Origin of the sequence: Bradyrhizobium sp. 147 (genome assembly GCF_023073935.1) — a bacterium.
Lineage (GTDB): Bacteria > Pseudomonadota > Alphaproteobacteria > Rhizobiales > Xanthobacteraceae > Bradyrhizobium.
This window is the reverse complement of sequence record NZ_JADPKL010000104.1, coordinates 1-6557: the sequence shown is the minus strand read 5'-3', so window position 1 is coordinate 6557 and position 6557 is coordinate 1. Positions and strand designations below refer to the sequence as shown.

The 6557-nt window shown below is 57.1% G+C and carries 3 protein-coding genes and 2 pseudogenes; 4 read left to right on the top strand and 1 reads right to left on the bottom strand.

The features are described 5' to 3' along the window. Both IVA87_RS26655 and IVA87_RS26650 read left to right on the top strand, forming a co-directional pair. Positions 1–1065, top strand: a pseudogene (locus tag IVA87_RS26655) (IS66 family transposase); the annotation flags it as partial. After that, positions 1062–1301, top strand: a complete 240-nt coding sequence (locus IVA87_RS26650) for a hypothetical protein (RefSeq protein WP_247333418.1) — start codon at positions 1062–1064, stop codon at positions 1299–1301. The pseudogene IVA87_RS26655 and the gene IVA87_RS26650, both read left to right, overlap by 4 nt. 259 nt (positions 1302–1560) lie before the next feature. Here IVA87_RS26650 and IVA87_RS26645 read toward each other — a convergent pair whose 3' ends face one another. Further along, on the bottom strand, positions 1561–2358 hold the full coding sequence (locus tag IVA87_RS26645; RefSeq protein ID WP_247335798.1) for a shikimate dehydrogenase: 798 nt from the start codon (positions 2356–2358) through the stop codon (positions 1561–1563). A 925-nt stretch (positions 2359–3283) separates the two neighbouring features. Between IVA87_RS26645 and IVA87_RS26640 the strand changes: the two genes are divergently transcribed. Both IVA87_RS26640 and IVA87_RS26635 read left to right on the top strand, forming a co-directional pair. Beyond that, positions 3284–5779, top strand: coding sequence for a CoA transferase (locus tag IVA87_RS26640; protein WP_247335796.1), 2496 nt, complete (start codon positions 3284–3286; stop codon positions 5777–5779). An 86-nt stretch (positions 5780–5865) separates the two neighbouring features. Then, positions 5866–6412 (top strand): annotated as a pseudogene (locus IVA87_RS26635) (acyl-CoA dehydrogenase family protein); the annotation flags it as partial. Positions 6413–6557: the final 145 nt, after the last annotated feature.

The window sequence follows — 6557 nt, the reverse complement described above, 5'->3', positions numbered from 1 at the left end:
CCTCTTGGCCATGATTATGTTTGAGAAGTTCGGCCAGCATCAGCCGCTCAACCGCCAGGCCGAGCGCTACGCTCTGGAAGGCGTGCCGATCGCACTGTCGACCATGGCGGATGCCGTTGGGGCGGTCTGTGCCTCGCTGGATCCTCTGCTGCGCTTGGTGGAAGCCCACGTCATGGCGGCCGAGCGCCTTCATGCTGACGATACGACGGTACCGGTCCTGGCCAAGGGCAAGACCGACACCGGACGGTGCTGGATCTACGTCCGCGACGATCGGTCATTTGGGGGCACGGACCCGCCGGCGGCGATGTTCTACTACTCCCGCGACCGCAAGGGCGAGCATCCCCAAGCGCATCTGGCCCGGTATGCCGGCATCCTGCAGGCCGACGCCTATGACGGGTACAACCAGCTCTATCTGGCGGGACGCCAGCCCGGGCCAATCCGGGAGGCTGCCTGCTGGTCGCATGGACGGCGCCCGTTCTTCGCGATGGCCGACATCGAAGAGAAGCCCGGCGCAAGGCCACCGGCAAAAAGGAAATCCCGCTCTCGCCGATCGCGATCGAGGTCGTGCGGCGGATCGATGCGCTGTTCGAGATCGAACGGTCCATCAATGGCAAGAGTGCCGAGGAGCGCCTTCAGGTGCGGCAGACGCTGAGCCGGCCTCTGGTCGAGGACCTTCAGGTCTATATGCGGGAGCAGCTTGCCAAGCTGTCTCGGGGGCACGACCTGGCTAAGGCGTTCAACTATATCCTGAAGCGCTGGGCGAGCTTCACCCTATTCCTTGAGGACGGCCGCGTGTGCCTCTCCAACAATGCCGCCGAAAGGGGCCTGCGAGGCATCGCACTTGGGCGAAAATCCTGGCTTTTCTGCGGGTCTGATCGCAGCGGGCGGCGCGCCGCAGCTATGTACAGCCTGATCGTCACAGCCAAAATGAACGGCATCGATCCGCAGGCGTGGCTCACGAATGTCCTCGCCCGCATCGCCGCTCATCCGGCTCATCGGCTGGACGAACTTCTGCCCTGGAATTGGACGCCAGCATCTGCGCTCTCCGCTCGAGCGGCGGCATGACCACCCACGTCAACAAGGTCCATCACGTCACCACCATCACCAAGGTCGCCAAAGACCTCGGCGAAGACGAAGATTGGCTGTGGGACATCGCCAACGAGATGGAGATCGAGGATGGCGTCATCTGGGTCTATGGCGTCGGAGAAGACGGCGTTCAGGCGTTCACCGACTTCGGCATCGACAACCTGATCGAGCTTATTAAGTTCTACAAGGAAAACCCTGGACTGCTGAAGCGGTGATCCTGCGGCCTACGCCGAATGGATACAATCTTGCCCGCCGTCAGGCAGAAACTCCACTTACCGCCCTGTCCAAAATTCCGGAGCCAGCTCTCATTGCAGTTCTTGATGTGATCTCTAATAAACATCTGGTAGCCCACAGATCGAACTGCGTTTGCCAGCTCCCCGAATGTGACGTACCCGCTCGGAATGGCGAGGAAATGATTGAGGAAAGGAGCAGGTCACCGAATCTCGCTGCAAAATGCGTTCGGTTGAGCTAGGGTCATATTTCAAGAAAGTTGGCGATCTCCACAACCTGCCCGGTGAGCATGTGAATGCCTTGGTGGATACGGCATCCCCGCGCTCGCGCTTCGCGAAGGAGTGCCGTGGTGTGCGGTTGCATGATCACTTCGGCAACTATCTGCCTTGAGCTGAGTGCGGATACGTCCATCGGTAAGGGATCTTTTTCGTGCAGCCCGAGCGAGGTCGCGTTGATGACAACGTCGGCGGTTGCTAGATCAGCGGCAATGCCGGATACACAGCGCCCGGAATACGCGGCGTTGAGACGGTTGATCAGTGTCACAGCTCTCGGTTGAGAACGATTCGCCACACTAATACGTGCAGCACCTGCTTCCGCGAGGGCTGCCGCGATGGCCTTGGCAGCGCCACCGGAGCCCTGAATATAGATTTTCGCGCCCGCTGGATCAATGCCCTGAGATTTCATTCCGGCGACGAAGCCAAGACCGTCATATGTCTCACCTTCCCATGTGCCGCCGGCTCTTCTCCTAACGACATTCACGGATCCGGTGATCTTTGCCATTGGACCAAGACGATCACATAGGGCCAGGATAGCTTCCTTGTGCGGTACGGTAAGGGTAAAGCCTGGGAGATTTAGCCATGCCTTAAGGCCCGCGACAAAGGTACGTAGATTGTCCGCATGAACGTGGAAGGGGACGAATACTGCCTGCCTTCCCCGCTCTGCGATGATCTTGTTCATTGCCTCCGGAGTACGGATCTGCGCTACCGGATCGGCGATGATTCCGTATACCTTGCTACTTCCATCGATCAGATTTGCGCTCACGATACCTCCAGCTCCTTGCGTATGCATTGGGACGAGTCTCACGAAGCTATCGCTCCGCACGCAGTCGCTCTGTCTGGCAACGTCGACTCGAAATTTCGTCCCGGCAGCGCTCACCTCTCGACGTCCACAGGTTTTTTGGATGCTAACCGGAGTGCATCCTCCAACCCCGCGCACGATGGCGCAGTACCGACAACCGGTGTACGACCAACTGTCAGTGCGAGTGAGGTTCTGAACGGCCGGGAAGAGGCCTTGCCAAATTGAGGGCTTCGAGCAATGCGACCAGTTCGCCAGGTGTGATTTGAAAGTCCTTTCGATCGGTAACATTCTCAGCAGCACAATCGATGAGTTCGGGCCATGCATGACGCGTCTCGCGCTCATTGAGGCTTCGCTCGGATACAAAAGAACTGCATAACTCAGCGCACCTAAGAAACGCGTTTTGAGCGGCGCGAGCGGTTCTCGGCTGCGTTCCTAGCAATCATCATGCCGCAAGGGCATGCTAGCTTGCCAAATAAACAGAGCCATTGGCGTTCGGAGCGTACCGTTTGGAGCGCTCTGCCCTTTGTCGGAGTGTCAACGTCAGTGGACCTAACATGACATAATGGCACAATCGGATCGTCGAGGAAGAATAATGTACCGAAAAAGGCCTGCGGAAGTAGGTAGAAGGCTCCGAGAGCTTAAGCGCTACTTCTGAGGCAGCTGCAGAGGTTTGTGGCAGCCGTTCACGATAGAATACCCCGTGCCCAGCGCGGTGCAAATCTTGCAATGCGGCGGGGCCTATGTCGGGTGCTTTGGCACATCTGTTGCTTTTCCTTTTTGGAGAGCTGCTAATAACTTCTCGTCGGCAGCAATCAGATCTGCGTCAATGGTCAAGCTCGTACTAAGGCAGGCTTGCGTAGGCTAACCAATTATATCCCGGAGCATCTGTATGGCTGAGGAAGTTGAGCCCTGCGGGGTACTCTCACATTTGCGGGTGGTCGAGATCGGTAGCTCGGCTGCAACCAGCTATTGCGCTCGCTTATTTGCGGATTTCGGGGCCGATGTTCAGAAAGTAGAGCCGCCGGCCGGCGATCCACTTCGTAGCAGCGCACCATTAACGCCCGGTGGCCAGAGCCCGTGGTTTGCATTCCTGAACCTTAACAAGTCAAGCGTGATTGTCGATGCTAAAGACCCGGAGGCGGTCACGCGCTTTACTAGCTTGGTCCACGATTGTGACGTTCTAATCGACGGTCGCGATGTCGCTTCGGCGGATTGCGTTCCGATTGACATCGCCGCGATCTGCCAGCGACGACCTAAATTAATCTACCTTGGCGCGAGCTGGTTCGCACACGACGGCCCCTATTCAGGATTCGTCGCAACCGATTCGACAGTCCGCGCGCTGGCCGGCCTCATCAAGCTGGCCGGACCGGCCGAAGGCCCGCCTGTGCACGCACCAGATTTCCAGACAGGTATCCTGTCCGGCCTATGGGGTTTCATCGCCGCAATATCTTCAGTCCTGGCGATAATGCAGGGTGGAGCGGGTCGGACGTGGTCTCTGAGCATTTTCGAATCTGCCTTAACTGCGAGCGAGTATCTCATGTCCGAGTCCGTTGCACACTCGGACGTGATCCGCAGGATGGGAGTTAATCGGTTCTGGCCGGGATTTCCGTTGGGCATCTACGAAACAAAAGACGGCTGGCTTGGCGTCACGACGGTCACACCGGCTCAGTGGTGGGCGTTCTGTGATATGCTCGGCTTATCTCAACTAAGGGATGACCCGAGTCTCGCCTTCGGCAAAGATCGTCTGCTAGATGCAGAACGGATCGAGCGGCAATTCATGCCGAGGCTGAGGGATCGGACAGCGCGGGAGTGGTTCGTGGAGGGAATGAAACGAAAGATCCCGCTTGTGCCGGTGCCCACAATCTTCGATTTGCTCAATAATATTGAAAAAAGAGAACGGGGCGCGATTGTGCCCGTTCGGTTCGGTAAGGAAGATGGCCTAACTGCAGGCTCAATGCAGCGGCTTACGTTAACCCCTCCAATTCGGGGCGGAAGCGTTCCGGATCCTGGCGAGCAGCGCTGCGTCGCACGTAAGCGAATGCGCCTGACCGACGCTGGTTCCAATACCGCAATGAGCATAAAGACAGGGATGCAACCATTGTGCGGCACGCGAGTCATCGACTTTTCGATGGGTTGGGCGGGGCCTTTGTGTACGCGCACATTGGCAGATCTGGGGGCCGAAGTTATCAAAATTGAGGCTGTGCAGTATCCAGACTGGTGGCGCGGTGTTGATCGAAGTCCTGCTTACGTTCAAAGCCAGATGTACGAAAAAACGCTGCGGTTCTGCATCATGAATCGCAACAAGTGCGGTATCACGATTGATCTGACTCGTTCCCGGGGCTGTGCTCTTGCCAAGGGGCTCGTAGCGAAGGCCGATATCGTCGTTGACAATTACTCAGTCGGTGTTCTGCCGAGGTTCGGCCTAGGTTACGACGTGCTGAAATCGCTCAACCCACGCCTAGTGATGGTGTCAATGTCGGCTTTTGGAACGAACAGCATCAATCGAGAGTGTCGAGCCTACGGCTCGACCCTGGAGCAGGGATCGGGTTACCCGGGAGTGGTAGGCGGCCCCGATGGACCGCCCGTGATGAGTCACACCGCTTTTGGAGACCCAGTCGGCGGATTGAATGGCTGCGCCGCAGTCTTGATCGCTATGGTTCATGCCCGTAGCACGGGGCAGGGACAGTTTATCGATTTGGCACAAGTCGAATGCATGATACCATTTGCGGCGCCTTGGATAACTCTGCAGTCAATTGGCGGCGCCGCTCCAAAAAGGTACGGCAATCGGCACCCGCAGTTCGTGCCCCATGGCTGCTTCCGTTGTGCTGGCGAGGACAATTGGATTGTTATAGCAGTTACGGATCCCGATATGTGGCGCAGGCTCGCGTCGATCATTGGTCGGCCTGACTGGGCCGCCGACGCGTCACTCAACTCTGCTGAAGCTCGCCGCTGTGTTGAAAACGAAATCGAGACAGTCATCGCGGCCTGGACGCTCAGCCGTGATGCGGACGAGGTAATGTCCGAGCTGCAAGCAGTAAAAGTTGCTGCTGGGGTGGCCCGTTTCCCAATTGACCTGCTTAATGACCGGCAATTGAAGTCGCGCGACTTTCTGCAGCAAATCGAGCGAGCGTTCATAGGTGTGCATTCGCAACCCTCAATGCCTATTCGCGAAGATGCGAGACCCTTCGCGATCCGCACGCCGGCGCCTACTCTCGGGCAACATAATAGAGAAGTCCTATCAAGAATTCTTGGACTTTCAGATGCCGATATCGATCAACTTCAAAAGGAGAACATCATTGGTACGACGATGTTATCAGAAGGGGGGCTCACAAACCAAGGAGGTGTTGGTCAAGTTGGCTCAGCTGTTTCCACTCGAACTAGTTAGAGCGGCCATCCCGGTCAGACTCAGCACGAGCCGCAGAATAATGTTCGCTGTAGTACACTACTCAAAGTTGGGCACGGGAGAGGCTAATGGATCTCGCCTTTACAGCTGAGGAGCAAACATTTCGGGAAGAGGTGCGGCAGTTCCTGCGTGACAACGTGCCCTCGGAGATGCAGCGAAAGCTGGTTGAGGGTTGGAATCCGTCCAAAGATGAGATGATCGCCTGGTGGCGCACTCTTAACAAGAGAGGTTGGGGCGTTAGCCACTGGCCCGAGGAATATGGCGGCACCGGCTGGAACTCGGTGCAGCACTATATCTTCAAGGAGGAGCTTCAAATGTATCCGGCCCCGACGCCGCTCGCCTTCGGCGTTTCCATGGTTGGGCCGGTTATCTACACGTTCGGTAACGAGTCACAGAAGAAGCACTATTTGCCGCGCATCGCCAATGTCGACGATTGGTGGTGTCAGGGGCTTTTCCGAGCCTGGTTCCGGGTCCGATCTCGCGTCGCTGAAGATGAAAGCCGAGCGGAAAGGCAACACATACACTGTAAACGGGCAGAAGACCTGGACAACCCTAGCCCAGTATCCCGACATGATATTCTGCCTCTGCCGCACTGATCCAACTGCCAAGAAGCAGAGTGGCCAGACCATCGAGGGCAACTACGAGATCTACTCGCAAATGAGTCGATCGTTAATAAGCCGAATTGGGCTGAACTGGACAGTTGAGCGTTGGCCAGAGTGAGAGCAGGAAGAGGGACAAAAGGTCTCTGAGCCAAGCCAGG

What these genes read in the sequence shown, in the direction of transcription:
- IVA87_RS26650 (WP_247333418.1), top strand. Translation starts at nt 1,062, where the DNA reads ATGACCACCCACGTCAACAAGGTCCATCACGTCACCACCATCACCAAG.
- IVA87_RS26640 (WP_247335796.1), top strand. Translation starts at nt 3,284, where the DNA reads ATGGCTGAGGAAGTTGAGCCCTGCGGGGTACTCTCACATTTGCGGGTG.